At 42.2% G+C, this 17,405-nt stretch carries 13 protein-coding genes and 1 riboswitch; of the genes, 5 read left to right on the plus strand and 8 right to left on the minus strand.

All coding sequences use genetic code 11. From position 1 onward, the window contains the following. On the plus strand, positions 1–2,236 hold a 2,236-nt coding region (locus tag ACTNES_RS00805), incomplete at its 5' end, for a glycogen/starch/alpha-glucan phosphorylase (protein WP_441038282.1). A gap of 262 nt (positions 2,237–2,498) precedes the next feature. Here ACTNES_RS00805 and ACTNES_RS00810 read toward each other — a convergent pair. Both ACTNES_RS00810 and ACTNES_RS00815 read right to left on the minus strand, forming a co-directional pair. Then, on the minus strand, positions 2,499–3,659 hold the full coding sequence (locus ACTNES_RS00810; protein WP_216460700.1) for an MBL fold metallo-hydrolase: 1,161 nt from the start codon (positions 3,657–3,659) through the stop codon (positions 2,499–2,501). 141 nt (positions 3,660–3,800) lie between these two features. Further along, positions 3,801–4,472 carry a Crp/Fnr family transcriptional regulator gene (locus ACTNES_RS00815; protein ID WP_291804100.1) on the minus strand — a complete coding sequence of 224 codons (672 nt, stop codon included), beginning with the start codon at positions 4,470–4,472 and terminating at the stop codon, positions 3,801–3,803. Positions 4,473–4,723: 251 nt separating this feature from the next. On the opposite strand from ACTNES_RS00815, the gene ACTNES_RS00820 reads away from it, so the two are divergent. Then, positions 4,724–5,362, plus strand: coding sequence for an endonuclease III domain-containing protein (locus ACTNES_RS00820; RefSeq protein WP_291804103.1), 639 nt, complete (start codon positions 4,724–4,726; stop codon positions 5,360–5,362). A 2-nt stretch (positions 5,363–5,364) separates the two neighbouring features. Here the strand turns inward: ACTNES_RS00820 and ACTNES_RS00825 are convergent, their stop codons facing one another. Both ACTNES_RS00825 and ACTNES_RS00830 read right to left on the minus strand, forming a co-directional pair. After that, positions 5,365–5,655, minus strand: a complete 291-nt coding sequence (locus ACTNES_RS00825) for a hypothetical protein (protein WP_291804106.1) — start codon at positions 5,653–5,655, stop codon at positions 5,365–5,367. A gap of 119 nt (positions 5,656–5,774) precedes the next feature. Continuing rightward, positions 5,775–6,581 carry a DNA-3-methyladenine glycosylase family protein gene (locus tag ACTNES_RS00830; protein ID WP_291804109.1) on the minus strand — a complete coding sequence of 269 codons (807 nt, stop codon included), beginning with the start codon at positions 6,579–6,581 and terminating at the stop codon, positions 5,775–5,777. Positions 6,582–6,750: 169 nt separating this feature from the next. On the opposite strand from ACTNES_RS00830, the gene ACTNES_RS00835 reads away from it, so the two are divergent. The 3 genes from ACTNES_RS00835 (at position 6,751) to thiC (ending at position 10,170) form a co-directional block, all read left to right on the plus strand. Then, complete coding sequence (locus tag ACTNES_RS00835; RefSeq protein ID WP_216460695.1) at positions 6,751–7,029, plus strand: type II toxin-antitoxin system HicB family antitoxin; 279 nt, start codon at positions 6,751–6,753, stop codon at positions 7,027–7,029. Positions 7,030–7,273: 244 nt separating this feature from the next. After that, complete coding sequence (locus tag ACTNES_RS00840) at positions 7,274–8,284, plus strand: fibronectin type III domain-containing protein (protein ID WP_291804113.1); 1,011 nt, start codon at positions 7,274–7,276, stop codon at positions 8,282–8,284. A gap of 131 nt (positions 8,285–8,415) precedes the next feature. Further along, a riboswitch (TPP riboswitch) is annotated at positions 8,416–8,524 on the plus strand. 335 nt (positions 8,525–8,859) lie between these two features. After that, a complete protein-coding gene (gene thiC / locus ACTNES_RS00845; protein ID WP_291814969.1) occupies positions 8,860–10,170 on the plus strand; it encodes a phosphomethylpyrimidine synthase ThiC in 1,311 nt (436 codons plus the stop codon). A gap of 297 nt (positions 10,171–10,467) precedes the next feature. On the opposite strand, the gene ACTNES_RS00850 is transcribed toward thiC, so the two are convergent. The 4 genes from ACTNES_RS00850 to ACTNES_RS00865 all read right to left on the minus strand — a co-directional run bounded on the left by ACTNES_RS00850 (position 10,468) and on the right by ACTNES_RS00865 (position 16,195). Further along, positions 10,468–12,288 (minus strand): DUF6320 domain-containing protein, encoded by a 1,821-nt coding sequence (locus tag ACTNES_RS00850; RefSeq protein ID WP_291804144.1) that lies wholly within the window; start codon positions 12,286–12,288, stop codon positions 10,468–10,470. Between the two features lie 51 nt (positions 12,289–12,339). Then, complete coding sequence (locus ACTNES_RS00855) at positions 12,340–13,275, minus strand: alpha/beta hydrolase (protein WP_291804179.1); 936 nt, start codon at positions 13,273–13,275, stop codon at positions 12,340–12,342. An 87-nt stretch (positions 13,276–13,362) separates the two neighbouring features. Next, complete coding sequence (locus ACTNES_RS00860; RefSeq protein WP_216460691.1) at positions 13,363–14,094, minus strand: histidine phosphatase family protein; 732 nt, start codon at positions 14,092–14,094, stop codon at positions 13,363–13,365. Positions 14,095–14,281: 187 nt separating this feature from the next. Beyond that, entirely contained in the window at positions 14,282–16,195 is a 1,914-nt protein-coding gene (locus ACTNES_RS00865) for a beta-N-acetylhexosaminidase (RefSeq protein WP_441038283.1), read from the minus strand. Positions 16,196–17,405 lie beyond the last annotated feature (1,210 nt).

Here is a 17,405-nt window from a genome sequence, read left to right on the forward strand (position 1 = left end):
GTATAAGAAAAATGTACGTCAGTGCACAACCGAAGAAATTTACAATGCATTATTGATATATACTAAAAACCAGCTCTTCGAAAAAGGCTATCAGGATGGAAAGAAGAAAATCTATTATATTTCCGCAGAGTTCCTGATCGGTAAATTATTATCCAACAACCTGATCAACCTGGGAATCTATGATGATGTTGCTGCATTCTTAAAAGAGAATGGAAAAGCCATTGCTGACATCGAAGAAGTGGAACCGGAACCATCTCTTGGAAACGGTGGTCTTGGACGTCTGGCAGCATGCTTCCTGGATTCCATCGCAACTCTCGGTCTTCCGGGCGAAGGTATTGGTCTGAACTATCATCTGGGTCTTTTCAAGCAGCTCTTTGAGGACAGACTTCAGAAAGAAACTCCGAACCCATGGATTGAAGAACACAGCTGGCTTACACCTGCAGGTGTTTCCTATACAGTACCGTTCCGCGGATTCTCACTGAAATCTTCCCTGTACGACATTGACGTTGCAGGCTACAATAACAAATCCATTCATCTGCACTTATTTGACATTGACATCGCAGATGAATCAATCGTAAAAGACGGAATCTCTTTTGATAAAAAAGACATCCTTCACAACCTGACACTGTTCCTGTATCCGGATGACAGCGATGATGACGGACGTAAGCTCCGTATCTTCCAGCAGTATTTCATGGTATCCAATGCCGCTCAGTTCATCCTGGACGAAGCAACAAAGAAAGGCTGCAACCTGCATGACCTTGCAGACTATGCAGTGATCCAGATCAACGATACTCACCCAAGTATGGTCATTCCGGAACTGATCCGTCTCCTGACAGAGCGCGGAATCGACTTTGATGAAGCTGCTGAGATCGTATCCAAAGTATGTGCTTACACAAACCATACCATCCTTGCAGAAGCACTGGAAAAATGGCCGATGGATTATCTCCTTGATGTTGTTCCTCACCTTGTTCCGATCATCGAGAAACTGGATGAAAAGATCAAAGAGAAATATCCACAGGAAAACGTAGCCATCATTGACAAAAACAATCTGGTTCACATGGCACATATGGACATCCACTACGGATTCTCCATCAACGGCGTTGCTGCTCTGCACACAGAGATCCTGAAAACAAGCGAGCTGAAAGCTTTCTATGATATCTATCCGGAGAAATTTAACAATAAGACTAACGGCATCACATTCCGCCGTTGGTTAATGCACTGCAACCATCCGCTGACTGATTACATTACAGAGCTGATCGGTGATGAGTTCAAAAAAGATGCAAACGCTCTGGAAAATCTGCTGAAGTATAAAGATGATGAGGCAGTTCTGAATAAGATTCTTGAGATCAAAACAGAAGCCAAGAAAACTCTGAAAGACTTTATCCTGTCCAACACAGGTGTCGAAATCGACGAAAACAGCATTTATGATATCCAGATCAAACGTCTCCATGAGTACAAGCGCCAGCAGTTAAATGCTCTGTACATCATCAGCAAATATCTGGAGATCAAAGGCGGTAAGAAACCGGCTCAGCCTGTAACCTTTATCTTTGGCGCAAAGGCAGCTCCTGCTTATGTGATCGCGAAGGATATCATTCACCTTCTGCTCACACTCCAGGATCTCATCAAAGATGACCCGGAAGTTGCACCATACATGAAACTTGTTATGGTTGAGAACTACAATGTATCTGCGGCAGAGAAACTGATCCCTGCATGTGATATCTCCGAACAGATTTCCCTGGCTTCCAAAGAAGCAAGTGGTACAGGTAACATGAAGTTCATGCTGAACGGTGCTGTTACTCTGGGAACTATGGACGGTGCTAACGTTGAGATCAGCGAACTGGTTGGTGAAGACAATATCTATATCTTCGGTGAATCCAGTGAGAAAGTTATCGAACATTATGAGAAAGCAGACTACTGCTCCAAAGATATCTATGAGAGCGATGAACACATCAAAGAATGCGTTGATTTCATCGTAAGCGAAAAGATGCTGAAACTTGGCCATAAAGAAAATCTGGAAAGACTGCATCACGAACTGGTAAGCAAAGACTGGTTCATGACACTGCTTGACTTCAATGATTACGTTGAAAAGAAAGATCAGGCTCTGTCTGATTATGCAGACAGAAAAGCATGGGCTAAGAAGATGCTGGTTAATATCGCTAAAGCTGGATTCTTCTCATCTGACAGAACGATCGAGCAGTACAACAACGATATCTGGCACCTGACACCAGCTAAATAATTCAGTAAATATAATATAGAAGCAATATAAAAATCCAACAGCAGGCATTGTATATTCGATGGGATATACAGATGTCTGCTGTTTTATGTTCACCGCAGTACAATCTTTCCTGGAGGGTCTATTATGTCATAGGCAATTATGAAGTAGTTTTCTATGATATAATAAAAATCTCCCGATACGTTTATTTTAAAAATGTACCAGGAGATTTCTGTTTTTATTTATCAAATCATTCAAATACAGATTTGAAATACTATTGCAGACCTTATATATCTTTATAATATGCCGGTGAAATCACATCTGCTTCCTTGCAGGAGCAGCCATTTTCATAGCTGTCACAGCAGTCACAGTTTGAACAATACATATGCGTATCCGGAATATAGAACAATCCACCATAAAGCGGTGATGTCCTCAGTTCCTTTGACTCTTTCTTACTGTTCGCAAAGTGGATTCCATTAGAAATCAGCATATTCTCCGGTTCATACTGGGAAAAGTCGAAGTAATGTCCCTGTGTTCCGTGATGCGGTACTTTGATACACCAGTAATGTTCATATAACGGCAGTTTCCCGTCGTAGTTCTCAGCGATCATCTTCATATGCTCCGGCTGGGCATCCCCGGTAAATAACAGGTTCAGTTCTCCGTCATGGGCATTCTGGAAGATAATGCTGATCTTATGTTTAAACTGTCTGAGGTTTACTTTCTTTTCATTCAGATAATTTAGCAGTTCTTTAAATTCCGGAATTGCTTTAATTCTTCTGAATTCTCTGTCATACACATATGCCAGAGAAATTTTCTCCTGTTCTTCTTCAGACTGTACTCTTCCTTCTTCTGTCATAGACCAGACGATCTTACGCAGTTTCTCTGCAAACTCCAGCAGAACAACCATCACCTCAGTGAATCTCTCATCTTTGATGAGCTGATCATATACTTCATCTGTTTCTTTCTGAATGATATCCACATCCGGCCACAATGCCTGATATTTATTCTCAAAAAGTTTCCCTCTACTGAGAAGTTCCACATTCTGTTTGTTCTCCAGAAGCGCATCCACCAATGCAAACAAACTGACCTGACGACTTGGAAGTCCGGATTCCTTTAACAGATCTGCCAGAAGCAACAATACCAATGTTCTGCTCATTTCCTTCTTTGAGAAAACATCCGGAAGATAAATCCTGCCAAAATCAACAGAAATATCTTTCTTCTTCATCATATAAAGCAGACCTGACAGATGATCCATATGAAAATGTGTCAGGAGCAGATTCTTACTGCTGATCGTTGATAAATCTGAAATGATCAGATCAAATATTTCTCTTCTGGGACGTCCCTCTATCCTGCTGTTGTTGGTTCCGAAATCCACCAACAGACTTTTCTTTCTGTCCCGGAGGCAGAAGCAGTCTCCGAAACCTACATTATACATTCGTACTTTCATTCTTTTCCCTCTTATGTGCTGATAAAATCATTTGCTTCCATTTAATACTTCATTTGGTTATGAGCAAGTAGCAAACCGAATTACGAATATCCGCCTGACGCACTTGCTCTCCAGACACAAACAGTTCAAACTGCCTCTCTATTATCCCATATTATCCTTATTTAAAATAAAATGGTTTTTCTTATAACTGATAATGCCCTCTTTCTGCATCTTCGACAATTCTGCAGACAATGCACTTCTGTCTACAGCGAGGTATTCTGCCAGCTGCTGTCTGTTAAATGGGATAATGATATCGTTGCTGTCCTGCTTCCCTGCCTCACTTGACAGATAGGCAAGGACTTTTCCCCGTATCGTCTTCTTACTAATCTGATCAATCTTTCTGGTAAGTGTAAGATTCTTCTTTGCCAGAATTCCTACAAGATTCTCTACCAGTCTGCGATGGAAATCACAGGCGGAAGTACAGGTCTGCAAAACTCTGTGAGCATTCAGCATTAATACCTGTGTTTCTTCTACTGCTACGGCACTGATCAGAAGCGGCATCTTTTCCATACATGCATATGCTTCGCCGAATAACTGACCTCTCTCAAATCCGGCAAGGATCTGACGTTCGCCCCAGTAATCGTCACTGACAACCTGAACTTTTCCCTCCAGGATCATCCCGAAATGCTCTGTCACTTCTCCCACCTGGAAAATGTATTCACCTTTTTTATAGGTTTTGACAGCCGCATTCAGACACTCCAGCAGGCTCTTTATTTCTTCTTTTGTAAATCCCCGAAACAAACGGGATCTGCACAAAAAGTCTGTATCTATCATAGAATTCCTTTCGGATACTTTTATTACTTTGTTGTAAATACAACAGCTGATTTTATTTTAATATAGGAAAATAGGAAATGCAAGGGATTGTTGTTTATGTTATTATTATAAACAAGGAATTTGAAAAAGCCATGAAATATCCGGCCTTAGCTTCCCCTGCTATTAAATCAAAATAGTGAAACAATTGCCGACAGATTATGAATAACAACTTGAACAAAAAATAATATACAAGAAATGGAGATAATAAATATATGACAAAACAGGAACTGGCCCTCGAGGTCATTGACAGATTAAAGAAAGAATATCCGGATGCAGACTGTACTCTGGATTATGATAACGCATGGAAATTACTGGTAAGCGTGCGCCTGGCAGCTCAGTGTACAGATGCCAGAGTCAACGTAGTTGTTCAAGATCTTTACGCAAAATATCCTACTGTGGAAGCACTTGCAAATGCAGATGTTGCAGATATCGAGGCAATCGTGCATCCATGCGGTCTGGGTAAAAGTAAAGCAAGAGATATCAGTGCCTGTATGAAAATTCTGCATGAACAGTATCATGATAACGTGCCGGATGATTTCAATGCACTGCTGAAACTCCCGGGCGTCGGCAGAAAGAGCGCCAATCTGATCATGGGTGACGTATTCGGCAAACCAGCGATTGTTACAGATACACACTGCATCCGTCTCTCCAACCGCATCGGTCTGGTAGATAATATGAAAGAACCTAAGAAAGTAGAGATGGCTTTATGGAAGATCATCCCACCGGAAGAAGGCAACGATCTCTGCCACCGTCTGGTCAACCACGGACGTGATGTCTGTACTGCCCGTACCAAACCTTATTGTGACAGATGTTGCCTGAATGATATCTGTGCCAAAAACGGCGTAGACTAACCCTACAAATTCTGCTCCAGACTGGCGAAGAAGAGTTCATAGAAATCGTCTTCGCCGGCCAGTTTCGGAGAGTTCTCTCCACCACCATTGGTGCTTCTTCGCATCGTAGCATAGAATTCTTCCCCGGCTGTTATCAGATCCATCTCATAAATCTGATATCCCAGTTCCCGACACTTTGCACAAAAAGCAGCAAGCGGCTGTTCTGCCTTTCTGGTGTCCATCAGTTCCTGCCAGATGTTGTGGTTTTTCAGTGCCTTTTCTCTTAATTCGTCTAACATTGCTCCGATTTCCATAATAACATTCCTCCTTTTACTGTTTTTATCAAATAACTGTTCAACATTTTCACTGAAACAAATCAGACTCCATTGAGAATCGTTTTTAACATTCTCATACAAAATTCCTCGCTAAACAGTTACTTCATCAACTCATAATAAAAAATATACTGCTGCATCACGCCCCGACAGCCTTTATAACGTCTGTTTGGAAAACCTCGTTTATAATGGGCATCCAGTGCCTGACGGATGTGAGTATCTACAGGAAACGCATCCAGCTGGTGCAGTCCGAAAAGACAGATACAGTCAGCTACTTTTTCACCAACTCCATATAGCCCCAAAAGTTCCTTTCGTGCAGTTTTATAAGTCATATCGTACAGACTGTCGAGAGAAATATCTCCGAAACAGACTTTTCGTGCTGTGTCCAGCACATATTTCGCTCTGTAACCCAGATTACACTCCCGAAGCTGTTCTTCTGTTGCCGAAGCCAGTGCTTCTGCAGTTGGAAATGCATAATATTCTGCACCTGTACTGCTTATTTTTCTTACTCCAAATTCCCGGCTGATATTTTCAATACACTTCTTTATTCTTGTAATATTATTCTGCTGAGAAATCAAAAAGGAAATGATCATCTCCCACAGATCCTGCTGCAGAATGCGGATTCCACTTCCCATCTCTCCTGCTGCTGTCAGGTATTTATCCCTTGGATTAATCTTGTTTATGTATTCGCTGTAATCACAGTCCAGATCAAAATACCGGATCCAGAAGAAGATAAAGTCCTGTTCCGGGCAAAAGAAATTGACAATCCCTCTCTCCTGAGTCAGTTCCAGATATTTATCTCCCGCGATTACCCGGTAGCGGTCATCACCGATCTGATCCATCCGGAAGCACTGTCCGGACCTGCAGATCTGCCCCAGATCAAAATTGTCCATTTCTATTGTCAGCATATCGTAATCCCCTCTGTAAAATTGCAAAACCACCAGCATATCTTCGCAGCTGATCACTTTTTATTCTTGATGTATATATGAATGTATTATATACTATTCTAAGTATAAACGTAAACCAGAATACAGAAAAAATAACATTATACTTACAACCAGAAAGGGGTTCTTACCAATGAAATTTATATATCCTGCGGTTTTCCGCAAAAATGAAGAAGGCAGATACAAAGCATTTTTCCCGGATCTCGCATGCTGCGAGGCAGAAGGCGATACTCTTGACGATGCGATCGACAATGCAAATGAAGCAGCTTATAACTGGATCTATGCAGAAGTAATGGAAGATGAGATGGATCTCCCGGCAATCTCTGATGAATCCGACCTGGATCTCCAGGAAGGAGATGTTGTAAGAAACATTCAGGTCAATATCCGCATGTATGACGGATGGGATGAATAATACTACTTAAAAACATACAAACCAAAATTCCATTGTTGCAGACAATCTGAAATGAATTGGGGCCACGTTACTGAGAATGGAATGAACAATAACGATTACAGAAAAAAAGCTTCGCTATGTTACAATAACAGCAACATCAACGAAGCTTTTTTATTATATTTAAAACTGTTCAGACACGCTTCGGCGTACTAGCTGCAAAACAATCTCAGCCTTTGTTTTTCAGCTTCAAAAGGAGGTTTTTACTATGAAAGCAAGAAGTTTTAAAAAGTTTTTTGTAAGCATCGCTCTCAGTGCAGTTCTTACGTTTTCAACCGCAGCTACAGCTTTTGCAGCAACTGCTCAGCTTATGCCTGTCGAACAGTCTGCTGAATTATCTCCGGAGCAAACGGATATTCCTTCTGTCGATGATTCCAATGCCCAGGCTGCTGGTGTTTCTTACCTTACCTCTGATTCAGGTATCAAACAGATTGCCGCTTCTGAGAATTCTGTAACTGTCCAGTGGAATCCGGTCACAAATGCTGCGAAATATGCGATCAGCATCAGCCCTTTCAGCTCCGGTTCCTACAAACTGCTCGGCTACTTTGACAACAGCCGCAATAAAGCAAAGATCAATAAGTTAAAAGCCGGCACAGCCTACAAAGTAAGGATCACAGCTTTAACCTCATCCGGAACAGCGATTTCATCACGCATCGCCGGATGCACAACCCTTTACTCCAGCGTAACTGTCAAAACCTCTTACGCATCCACAGGCGGTTATACCTTTAACATGAACACTGTAAACCCGGCAAACTCTATCTCAGGTTATAAAGTTATATATCAGAGTTCTGCCGCCCACAAACTTATCACCAAATACTATACCAGACCATCCTTTACCCTACCGTTAAACAAAAACACCTTTTATCAGGTAAAGATTTATCCTTATCTTCTCCTGAATAACAAACGCTACGTAACCACAACCCCGACTACCCGATATATTTCCATGGGAATCGTTCTAAAAAAAGCCGGAAATACCAGCAGTACTATGAGCGTAAAATGGAACAAAGTCGCAGGTGCAAACAACTACTCTGTTTACGTGAAATATCCAAACTCCAGTTCCTACAAGAAAGTAAGAACAACAACAGCTGCCTCATTTACCCTTACCAACATGACCAAAAACGTCAAGTACGGAATCAAAGTTATCGCAAACAAAAAAGTCAATGGAAAAACCTGGACCTCTGCATCAAATGCCTATACAATGTCCCTCACAGGGCGTTAAAATGACAGTTTTTTTTCACTAATAACTATTGAATTACTGTTCACTCCATGCACAGTAAATACTATTGCTACATCAATTCAAAAACTGATTTACATATTGACTTTCTCACATCAGAGTGTTACAATGTGGACAATTAAGACAAGGGGAGCTTGTGTAAACAGGCTGAGAGTAAGCTGTATTGCTTTAACCCATAACCTGATTTGGATAATGCCAACGTAGGGAAAGTTATAGTTCTTCCGGACTGCAATATGCTTGTTGGCGTATTGCAGTTTTTCCTTTTTTATTCGAAAATTTCCAGAAGATATCGTATATATTTCTTACTGGATCGAGGAGTTTAACCCTCTCTGATCTCATCAATCCTTCTCTGATCCGGGCTCCCCTTTCTTAATCATACAGACCGGGGGCACCACTCTCTGTTAATCCAGTAGTTTACTTAAGAACTTACGAATATGCGCAGGTGCAAGTCCCTGCTATATGCAGGAGGCGCAGTTCATTTCGCGTTACTGTACCAGCATTTTGTAATGGCTAAATGTGTACAGCAACAGCAGCCCACAGTGCAGGGCAAGGAGGAAAAAATGACACATTACACAACACAGATGGACGCAGCGCGTCACGGAATCATTACACCACAGATGGAGATCGTAGCAGAAAAAGAGCATTTTGATGTGGATGAATTAAGAAAACTGATCGCAAAAGGACAGGTTATCATTCCCTGTAATAAGAATCATAAATGCATCAGTCCAAGTGGAGTCGGTGCAAAACTGACAACAAAAATCAATGTAAATTTAGGTGTTTCCAGAGACTGGAAAGACGTTGATATGGAATATGAAAAGGTACATTCTGCAGTGGAAATGGGTGCAGAAGCGATCATGGATCTCAGTTCTTACGGCGATACCAGAAGTTTCCGCCGCAAGCTTACTTCCGAATGTCCTGCGATGATCGGTACAGTTCCAATCTATGATGCAGTAGTCTATTATCACAAAGCACTTGGCAAAATCACTTCTGAAGAATGGATTGATATTGTACGTATGCATGCAGAAGATGGTGTTGATTTTATGACTATTCACTGCGGTATGAACCGTGCAACTGCAGCACGTTTTAAACAAAATAAGCGTCTCATGAACATTGTTTCCAGAGGTGGTTCTATCATGTTTGCATGGATGGAAATGACCGGACAGGAGAACCCGTTCTATGAGCATTTTGATGAAATTCTGGACATTTGCAGAGAGTATGATATTACTTTAAGTCTGGGTGATGCATGCCGTCCGGGATGCCTGGCAGACGCTACAGATACTGCACAGATTGAAGAACTGATCACTCTGGGCGAGCTCACTAAACGCGCATGGGAAAAAGATGTTCAGGTTATGATCGAAGGTCCTGGACATATGCCGATGAATCAGATCGCTGCTAATATGGAAATTCAGAAAACACTGTGTCATGGTGCTCCTTTCTATGTACTTGGACCTCTTGTAACGGATGTTGCTCCAGGATATGACCACATCACTTCCGCAATTGGAGGTGCAATTGCTGCCTATTCCGGTGCTGCTTTTCTGTGCTATGTAACACCTGCCGAACATCTTCGCCTGCCGAATGCAGCTGATGTAAAAGAGGGAATTATAGCTGCAAAGATTGCTGCTCATGCTGCTGATATTGCCAAGGGAATTCCTGGCGCTGCTGACTGGGATTATAAGATGAGTGAAGCGAGAAAACGTCTTGACTGGGAAGAAATGTTCAAACTCAGCATGGATCCGGAAAAGGCAAGACGCTACCGTGCAGAAGCAAAACCTGAAAAAGAAGATACCTGCAGTATGTGCGGTAATTTCTGCGCTGTTAAGAATACAAACCGTATTCTGGATGGTGAGATTGTTACTATTTTTGATGAATAATACGATGAATAGTTCTGATTATTGTTTACATTTTGAATCATCAGGAATTATATTATCTGATGAAAATATATGAAACAATACTGAATATTACATCTGCTATCATACATATTTCATCTGGTTTATTGCTTTTATAAAAATAATTTTGCCATAGTTTTTATCTCTTTAAGAGCACAAAAAAATCCACAGTTTAACATCTTATTTCAAAGCTCCAGGCGGATAAGATCATCTGCTTCGCTGCTTGCTTAATTTGATTAAACTGTGGATTTTTATTTTCAAATTTTTATTATATCTGCAATGTTACATTCTCAATTTCTTATGAAATTCCCTCAGCGTATCCTTCTGGCAAAAGATAAATAATGCTGCCAGTGTCAGGAAACTGATACCTGCACATACTACTGACGGATAAACAAATTTCACAATTCCCGTCCAGACAAGTATCATCGGGATCACCCCCGCGATTCCTGCCTGTACAAGATAAAACAGATATTCTTCCCTCTCCAGACGGTTCACCTTTGCGATCACCGGAATGGAAAACTGCACTGCCAGAGCTCCAAATGGGAGTACAAAATCTACAGACCATCCCATCCAACCGATAAAGTGATCCCACAGAATCGCGATCACCGATATGATCAATAACTGCCACATTTCATTCTTCAGAATATTCCTCCGTTTGAAATACGCCACCATAACCACCAGCCATGCACAGGCACATCCCGCACCTGCAAACCAGAACCAGTTTAATGTTCCTGCAGTCATGAAATTGATCATTCCACAGATGACAGCAACTGCCAGGCACAAAAAACTGAATGTCTGCACGACTCTCTGGTTTTCTTTTTTCACCAGTTTTTGCTTCTCTCCGTATGCCGGAAATTCATTTTTTAATTCTCTGTGAGAAACTTCTTCCTCACTGAGCATCCTCTGAAAGTTTCTCTGAATACTGTCATCCGGTATCTTGGAAGTAAAGCCAAGTACCATCTCATCTCCGTAAGAACAAGAGCACATCTGCAGAGAATTTGTGCTGGCAAAGATTCCAAAATGCTGAATATATTCTTTATACTCCTCCGGGAAACGGATAATTCCGATATTAGAATAGACCGCTGTAATACTCCGACTCCCCAGATTTGCCCCGATCATAAGAAAATATTTCTTAATTTCCAGAGGAACCGCACGAACAAAAGGATTTTTCTCAATGCGCACATATCCGCTCATATGCATAGCAATCTTTTCTTTTACCAGTTCCTCCTGGAACTGTCTCTTTACATCCATCAATACATCTTCAAACGTTGTTGTATCCGAAAATGTATACCCGACCTCAATCCATCCGAAGAAATTCGTCATTGACTGAGACGGAAAATAATTTCTAAGATTTACCGGAATCATCAAAGCTATCGGTCGCTTCTGCTGATTCTTCTCGATCTCTTCACGGATAGAGCACAACATCATCGCAGTCAGCAAAACTGTAATGGAAACACCATAGGAACGTGCTCTCTGATGGATATCTCTTACAGAAAGGGCAAGCTCTGTAATATGCATATCCGAATGCATCAGTTTCTCCCCTTTCAACTTGACTGCAGCCGGTTTCTTCCCCGTATCCTTCGGCGTATCTGAGGAATAATACTGGGAAAAACTGTCCTCTTCCTTATCTCCGTGTGTAATTTCCTCCTCGCTCTCTATCCTCGGCAGATTTGCCTGCGGATGCGCAAGAATCAGATAGTTCTGCACCAGTTCCTGCAGAAAATGCATTGCTCCTGTACCATCTGTCAGAGCATGATATACTTCAAAATTAATCCTGTTTTTGTCATAGCTTACCTGAAATAAAAGGGCTTTCTTATCTGGAATATACAGACGGCTGCACGGAGGTTCTGTCTCCTGTTTTACAACTGCTCTGATATCTCTGTGCTCCAGATAGAACCAGAACAATCCCTTTCGCAGGACTGCCTGAAACAACGGATATTTCTCCATCGTCTGATCCAGTGCAGTCTGAAGGATCTCACCACTGACATTCTCCTTTATCTGACAGTAGAAGCGAAACACCCTGGTGTCATTCTTTCCTGTTACCAGTGGAAATGCCAGAGCTGCATTATCCAGTTTTCTCCATTTTGAGTATCCTGTATCCATAGTTTTCCTGCTTTCTTTTTCATCTCGCACATCTTACATATTATTTATGAATTATAGTATCTGTTCGTAGCTTTTGTTCAGAAACTCGTTAATATATTTAAAACTCTCCTGCACATGCAGAAACTTAATTCCCAAGGCAAAGAAACCGTGAAATGCTCCCCGGATTCTGTGAAGTTCTACCATATTTCCTGCTGCCTGTAACTTTCCTGCATATGCTTCTCCTTCATCACGCAGAGGATCATATTCTGCTGTAAGAACCAATGTTTCCGGCAGATTTTTAAGATTCTTCTCCAGAATCGGCGCAAAGTATGGATTCTGTCTATCCTCTTCCGAGCTCTGATACAGTGTGAGATAATCTTCCATTTTTACTGCCGTAAGGAGATAATCGCTGCCATTCTCCTGCACAGATCTGTACGGAGATTCTTCTGTATAACAGTTTCCAAGTGCCGGATAGATCAAAATCTGACGGCGAGGTGTGAATTCCCCTCTGTCTCTTGCCATCAGACACACTGCTGCTGTCAGATTTCCCCCTGCACTGTCTCCAATGATCGTAATTTTCTCCGGATCTGTATTCAGAAACAACTGATTTGTATAGAGAGCTTTTGCGGCAGCATAGCAGTCCTCCAGCGGTATCGGAAATTTATGCTCTGGTGCCAGTCTGTACTCCACAGAAACCACGATATGTGCAGTCGCCTGTGCCATTCTGGAGCATACACGATCATAATTCTCCACACTCTCGGTTACCCAGCCGCCGCCGTGAAAAAACAGCAGTATCGGAAATGTATTGCCTTCTACAACTCCTGCCTGCATAGCTTCTTCTGTAGGAAAATACACTCTTATCGGAACCTCATAATCTCCGTTATAAACCTTTGCATCAAGTTTCTTCAAAAAAATCCTCATCGCATCCAGTTGTTTCAGATCTGCCAGTTTTCTGGACGATTCCACTTCAATATTTCCGTAGGACAGTGCATGCAGAATTGTTTTCATTGTCTTTGATATCAATATCTCTTATTTCCTTTCAGATTTTAGTCATCGGATAAAATCATCCGCCTTCTGTTAATTGATCGCTCCTGATCAGTCATGACGTTCGTCTTTATTACTGTACATCTCACAGAATCTCGCTGCAAATGCAGGCGGCTCCTCATGCACATATAAATGGGAAATATCACCAAATGCACTGATACGGAAACTTGCAATTCCTTCTCTTCTCTCCTCTGTATTGACAGTTGTCACAGAACTTGGTGCAGCACAAAAACCGTGCCACAGCACCATCGGAGAAGCACCGATCAGATGTGCAAGAAGCACACATTCCAGACCAAAATGGCAAAAGAATACCAATGTATCTTCATTTGGTTTCTCTACTCTGTAATAATGTCCTTCACGCACATATCCATGCTCTGCCAGAAGCTCGTCAAATTTCCCTGTTACATAGTCATAATAACCCTTTGCATCTGATTTCTGTAATCTTTCATTTTCATACCAGTGATCGTACTGATAGAAACGTTCGTCCTGTGTCCAGTCCTGGGGAAGCCAGTCCCATACTCTTTTCTGTCTGTCAGTAACGTCCGGACGATCGATCAGAACATCAAATTCCTGAAGCCAGTCACACTCTATTGCTGTACGGTTCATTTTCTTTAATGTAAGAGATGCCGTATCCTTTGCTCTTCCAAGAGGAGAGACATAGAAGTCTTTGACATCAAGTTTTGACAGTCTTTCCGACAGATATTCTACTTCCTTCCATCCTTTCTCAGTAAGCGAATCAATAGAATAATCCGGGTCTCCATGTCGTACGATCAATAATCTCATTTGTATTGTTTCCTTTCTGTATAAAATAAGACTCTTATTACAGTACAGTGATACTCTTTACTGAATTGTCATGCTATCACTGTTCATTATAATAAGAGTCTTACACATCCCCTCGTACGTGTCAAGTTGATATTTGTCAAAAAAGCTGTTCATGTATTACTGATCAACCGCCCTGCAGTTGATTCGGTCAGATCGTATCCGTAAAATCTGCCCCACTGACAGCTCTCTGCCAGTGATTTTCAATCGCCGGTTTTCCTTCTGCAAAGTACGGGATTCTCTCAGTTTCCAGTTCTTCCAGTTTGTCGATTCTGCCTTCCACATACTTCAAAAGTCTGCGTCTGCTGCTTTCCAGACGGGTGATCACACCACCCATTCTTAGATCGATCAGCTCGTATCCGAACGGCTTTGCATCTGTCATCCACAAATCTTCTCTGAGTTCTTTTAATTTCCACAATTTCTCTGTAAGATGTGGAATGATTTCCTCACAAAGCTGTCTCAATGTGGATAAATCTTGTGCATCATATGCCACTTTTATCTGCACACCAAGTTCCGATTTCTGTGACAGAATTTCTGCCAGACAATGATAATATTCAAAAAATCCTGTGTGATTTTTACAGATCTCTGCACTGTTTTTCAGTTCTTCTGCCAACATTTTATAATACTCAGAAGCTCCCGCATTCTTCAAATGATAATCAAAAATTCCAAGCATTGCATCCTGATATAGCAGATATTTAGAAGGATTTTCAGACGCCATATTCACCTGATCACCAAGGAACAGTCTGTCAAATTTATCAAGTTTCAGGAACTCTTTTAGACTACTTTCCACAGCATCTCTGAACTCTTCTTCCAGCGTTGCTTCGTCAAATTCCTGATGAAATCCCAGATATGCAAATAATGCTGCTCCCGGCAGGATCGCATCTACTGGCGTCTCCGCCCCATTGTCCAGCCATGCTGTGCAGAACACTTCCGGTACCTTATATTTTTTACATGCAGAAAGTGCTGATTTTGTACAGGTAAAACTTCTGGAATAGTTTGGTGCGATTCCGTTCCAGATCCAGCATCCACCTGCAAATACAATCTTATCAGAAAGCTGTTTATGTACTTTCAGCATTTTTTCGTAAACACTCTCATCTTTGTTATAATAATCCCAGTACACCAGTCCAAGCTCCGGATCAGGCTTCTTCCAATCACTGCAATCGGCATCTTCCGGTACTTCATAGTAGCTTTTTCCTGTATTGGAAGTGATGTACATATCACTCCAGATCATAGGCTCCAGTCCCAGTTTCTTACAGATTTCCAGTACACGGGTACAATGTTCTTTGATCAGTTCTGAACTGTTTCTGTAGCCATTTTCTTTCAGATAATTTCCCAGGCCAAGCTGGACAGCTTCATCCATTCCCAGATGCACACGTCTTGTATGGAAGCTGTCCTTTACTGCGGTCAGAAGCTTCTCAATAAAAACATAACTCTCTTCTTTTCCCACCTGCAAAATATCCGGTGTGTCCACAATTTCTTCCGCTGACGGCCATTTCAACACATTGTGGAGATGCGCAAGAGTCTGAATGCACGGAATCAGTTCAATCCCGAATATCTGCGCATATGTATCCATTTCCTGTATTTCTTCTTTTGTATATCTTCCTCTGTAAGCTCCGAAATATGGCAGATCCGCTACCTCGTAAGTGTCTTCTGTGTAAAGAAGCAGTCGGTTCAGACCCATTTTTGCCAGTGTACGGATCATTTCTTTTACTTTCTCTACCGTAAATACTGCGTTGCGGGAACAGTCCAGCATCAGACCGTTTCCTGTGAAATATGCAGTTTCCCTTTTCTCAGATTTGCCTTCTGTATCTTTCAGATGTTTCTGCACCCAATTCAATGCTCTGAAAAAATGCGCCGGTTCATGGCAGCAAATTTCCACATCTTCATTCACCTGTTTTATTTCAAGTTCCATCCCTTCATGGAAACTCACATTTACCTTAATATCAGAAAAAACAGTCCCTTTTTTCTGGCTTTCGACATTCCATTCTTCCTGCAGAATTTTTGTTCCCTTCTCAATCCTGCTGATATCCTCTTCTGCCCCCTGCAATATAAAATTCACACCCATCTTCTTCTCCTTTTACTTTACCCATTCCATTTCGACCTTCAATATCAAGCTGATAAAATCATCCGCTTCGCTACGCGGTTCTACACCAAATAGCAATTTCGCAATTTGATCAAAAACAAATAATGCATTCAAAACAGTTTATCAAAATATGATCCCATTTTTTGATAAACTGAATTGGATGCAATATTTATTGAATTACCATTATTATATAACACTGATATTTATATTCCAATATCTACAGTTGTTTATTCTTTGCAAAACTTGTGTGTGTTACTGTTCACTCCGTGCCCAGTAACACGCTTCGCGATGCACAGAATTTATGCTAATCGCATAAATTCGCGCGGTATGTCTCGGGTTTTCTGTGACCTTCGCTCACAAAAAACACCTCGCGGGATATTACCTGTGAACAGTAACTTGTGTGTTACGTTAGGTCAGTTTACAAGGAACTACACGCAGACCGTGAAACGGGCTGCTGACAACAAACGGCGCTATGCTCCCGGCTGGGTGCATAGCACCTGTTTGTTGCGGGGGTTTCCAAAGGGGGCAGCGCCCCATTTGGCACACGACTTTGCGGAGCAAAGTGTAGTGTGTTATACGCTCTGTCGGCGTTGCCCTGAAAATACCGTTGCCGCCGGGGAGGGCAAGGGCATTTGACGCGGCAGGAAAGCAGGGCTTTGTTTGGGGCTGGTAAGCCGGAAACAAAGGGCTGATTTCAGCAGCAGACAGGGCGTATTATGAAAGCCCCCGTCCCTCGTCCTCCGCCCCCGGCCTATGGGACAAAAAGTCCCAAAGCTCTGGACACCGTGACCAGATGTGTGGCCACACTCCGGGAAAAGTAGCAGGACGGCAGGAAACCGTCAAGGCTGAAATGAATGGGCTGACGCCCGGCCTTGACCGTTCCCCGCCGCCCCGCTGGATGGGTGGACAAGGTGGCCAATCCCTAAAAGTGTTTGGCCGCACTCGTTCATTTTGGGGCCTTTCTTCTCCCAAAATTGAAATGGGCGGGAAAGCCCTAAAATGGCTTTCCCGCCTTGATTACCCATTAGCAAAGACGGGCGAGCCAGTCAACGGCGGCGCTGAAAGCGCCGTTCATCTTGACCGTTGACTGGCTCGCCTGGCTTTGCTACTGCCCGTAAGAGATGGAAAAACAAGATGGAAAACAAGGTTAAAAATGGTTGACAAGTCTATCGGATGTGTGTTATACTGTGCG

The sequence above is a fragment of the Blautia sp. HCP3S3_D9 genome (assembly GCF_052063845.1).
Taxonomy (GTDB): domain Bacteria; phylum Bacillota; class Clostridia; order Lachnospirales; family Lachnospiraceae; genus Blautia_A.

What these genes read in the sequence shown, in the direction of transcription:
- ACTNES_RS00815 (WP_291804100.1), bottom strand. Translation starts at nt 4,472, where the DNA reads ATGATAGATACAGACTTTTTGTGCAGATCCCGTTTGTTTCGGGGATTT.
- ACTNES_RS00810 (WP_216460700.1), bottom strand. Translation starts at nt 3,659, where the DNA reads ATGAAAGTACGAATGTATAATGTAGGTTTCGGAGACTGCTTCTGCCTC.
- ACTNES_RS00860 (WP_216460691.1), bottom strand. Translation starts at nt 14,094, where the DNA reads ATGAGATTATTGATCGTACGACATGGAGACCCGGATTATTCTATTGAT.
- ACTNES_RS00850 (WP_291804144.1), bottom strand. Translation starts at nt 12,288, where the DNA reads ATGGATACAGGATACTCAAAATGGAGAAAACTGGATAATGCAGCTCTG.
- ACTNES_RS00865 (WP_441038283.1), bottom strand. Translation starts at nt 16,195, where the DNA reads ATGGGTGTGAATTTTATATTGCAGGGGGCAGAAGAGGATATCAGCAGG.
- ACTNES_RS00835 (WP_216460695.1), top strand. Translation starts at nt 6,751, where the DNA reads ATGAAATTTATATATCCTGCGGTTTTCCGCAAAAATGAAGAAGGCAGA.
- thiC (WP_291814969.1), top strand. Translation starts at nt 8,860, where the DNA reads ATGACACATTACACAACACAGATGGACGCAGCGCGTCACGGAATCATT.
- ACTNES_RS00840 (WP_291804113.1), top strand. Translation starts at nt 7,274, where the DNA reads ATGAAAGCAAGAAGTTTTAAAAAGTTTTTTGTAAGCATCGCTCTCAGT.
- ACTNES_RS00825 (WP_291804106.1), bottom strand. Translation starts at nt 5,655, where the DNA reads ATGGAAATCGGAGCAATGTTAGACGAATTAAGAGAAAAGGCACTGAAA.
- ACTNES_RS00830 (WP_291804109.1), bottom strand. Translation starts at nt 6,581, where the DNA reads ATGCTGACAATAGAAATGGACAATTTTGATCTGGGGCAGATCTGCAGG.
- ACTNES_RS00820 (WP_291804103.1), top strand. Translation starts at nt 4,724, where the DNA reads ATGACAAAACAGGAACTGGCCCTCGAGGTCATTGACAGATTAAAGAAA.
- ACTNES_RS00855 (WP_291804179.1), bottom strand. Translation starts at nt 13,275, where the DNA reads ATGAAAACAATTCTGCATGCACTGTCCTACGGAAATATTGAAGTGGAA.